This is a genomic window from Pseudomonas sp. P5_A2_2, assembly GCF_054177685.1.
Genome location: NZ_JBGCUL010000708.1, coordinates 1 through 2,638, shown reverse-complemented (window position 1 = coordinate 2,638; position 2,638 = coordinate 1). Strand labels below are relative to the sequence as shown.

The window sequence follows — 2,638 nt, the reverse complement described above, 5'->3', positions numbered from 1 at the left end:
TCATCACCCGCACCGCCGACCAGAATGTCGTTGGCCTGGCCACCCAGCATCGTGTGGTTCGCCGCCGCGGCATCGTAGGCCAGCTCACTGCCGCCGCCCTCGGCGTTCGCCTGCAAACCCGCCGCCGCGTATTGGCCATTCAGCGCGACCTGCGCCACATGTGTGCCGTCGCTCACGCTCAGCATCCCGCCGGTGCCTGTGTCATTCGCGGCATAGGTGAGCTGTGTGTTGGCGCCGAATGCGACATCGCCGCCATCGTGCGCCCCCAGGCTACCGCTGTTGACGAGCCCACTATCAATCACCAATCCACCGCTGCCGGTGGCTTCCAGTACGCCAGTGTTGGTGACGGCGCTGCTACCGGTATCGACCACCAGCGCATTGACGCCGCTGGCAAGGATCAGGCCCGAGTTGACCAGCATCATTTGCCCCGCGCCCAAATGGCCGGCACCCGAGATGGTGTTGTCGGCATTGGTGAGCAGCGTGTCCGCGCTGCCTCCAAAGATCACGTTCTGCGCGCTGTCGGACAGAACCACTTGCCCGCCACCGGTCAACGTCGCGCCACGGAACAGAATCTCGAGATCGGTTCCGCTGCCGGTGGAGCCGAGCGCTATGGTGCCGCTGTTGTCGATGCTGCCACCGAACGGCATGATCGCGCCGTCAGCAATGGTGATGGTGCCCGTATTGGTCGTGACCGGGTCCACATCGAACAGCAGGTTGGCCCCGCTCAACGCCGCCGCATCCACGCCGTCGACCGTGATCGTCTGGTCGGCGCTGATGCTGAGCACGGCATTGCCGTTCGCGTCGTTGGCGATACTCACATCGGCAAAACCGTTGACGCCCGTGAAGCCGATCAAGTCGATCTTGTCTGCCGCCGCATCGAAGCTGTGAATGACGTTGTTGCCGATTGGCTGGGCGAACACGAACAGGTCGGCGCCGCTGGAGCCGGTCAGGTTGTCGTCCGCCGACAAGGCGAAGATCGGCGAGCCGGGGGCGTAGGCTTCGACGTTGTMGCGAATCACTTCGCTATCCACCGTGCCATCGACATTGGTCCAGGTCATCGTGACCGGCAAGACCATGGCACCCGTGAAATCTGCTGCTGTTGTGACCGTCAGCGTGTCCAGGCTGCTCTTGTCCACCGTCCAGGTGCCGTTGCCATTGTCGGTGCCCTGGTTCAGGGTCCAGTCTGTGGGAAGACCGGAAATGGTCACCGTCGCGACGTCCGCGCGAGTCACCGCATCGGCCAGGCCCACGTTAATCGGGCTGCCAGCAACACCTGCGGGACCGAGGGTATTGTCGTAGACAACGATGTCTGAGGCTGTGATGTTAGTGACCCCGGCCAACGTCGTAACAGTGTTCAGCGTTGCCACTTGTACCCGACTCGCCGTATTGCTCCAGTCTGTGTCAAACCAGATTTCGCCCTTGCTTGTCGTCGAGTTGAATACGATCACGTAGGTGTTGGTGGCACCGCCGCCAATGCCGGTTGTGATCTGTGACGTTGTCTGCGAACTCGCGTCGATTAGATCAATCTTGTTGTCGTCATTGTTATTGATGTTGCTGATGCTGTTGCGGGTTTGAAAGTCGGTGGAGAGAAGCGCTGTACCGGCCGAACTCCCAGCGGTTGTGAAGCCGACACCGCCCGTCACGGCCCCCCCCAGGAAGCCAATTTTGTCGGTGCTGTCCGTGTAGTCGGTGATCGTGTCCGTGCCACCGTTGGTGCGCAACCGGAATTGGTCAACCCCACCATTACCGGTCAGTGTATCGTTGCCCGCCTGGCCGTTGATGGTGTCGGCCCCGCTGCCGCCGCTGATGTTATCGACGCCGGATGAACCATTGATATTGAAGGCTTCGGTCTGGTTGCCAAGGTTGAGCGTCAGCCCGGAAGTCGTCAGCGTCACGTTTTCGATATTGGCGATCTGGGCGTTGCTGGCGCTGGTGAAGTTCGCGCTGACGTTGAGCGTATCGGTATTGGCTCCGCCGTCGAGCAGCGTGTCGTTCTGCGCACCGCTGATGATGTCGTTGCCACCTGCCGCACTGATGCTGTCTGCACCTGTCCCCCCGGTGATGGTGTCGGCACCCGAAGAACCGGTAATGGTGAAGCCTTCGGTCTGGTTGGCGAGGTTCAGGGTCGCAGCCGTTCCGATCAATACATTCTCGATACCCGTAATCTGCCCGTCGCTTGTGCTCGTGAAGAGGGTACCCGTACTCAGGGTGTCGGAACCGGTGCCGCCATCGAGCAGTGTGTCGTTGTCAGTGCCAAAGATTGTGTCATTCCCGCTGCCCGCGACGATCTGATCGGCACCCGAAGTGCCAAAGATGGTGAAGCTTTCGGTTTGAGCGTTCAGGATCAGCGTTCCTGAAGCTGTGGTTATCTGAACGTTTTCAATATTCGCGATCTGGCCGTCGCTCTCGTTGACAAAAACTCCACTGACGTTGAGGGTATCGGTTCCGGTGCCGCCGTCGAGCAGGCGGTCATTGGCCGAGCCGACGATCACGTCGTTGCCCGCGCCGCCAAAAATCCAGTCCGCACCGGCACCGCCGGACAGATTGTCCGTGCCACCGAAGCCATAGATCGCTGTGTCGGAGCTGCCCGCCGAGAAATTGTTGCCCGCGCTTGTGCCGAGATAGAGCTCCACTACGC

Annotated in this window: 1 protein-coding gene; it reads right to left on the bottom strand. The window is 60.9% G+C overall.

Features of this window, described 5'->3' with window-relative positions; genetic code table 11:
• Positions 1-2,638, bottom strand: a 2,638-nt coding sequence (locus ACXRVY_RS24585) for a beta strand repeat-containing protein (RefSeq protein ID WP_458238477.1), incomplete at both ends; no start/stop codon positions are given.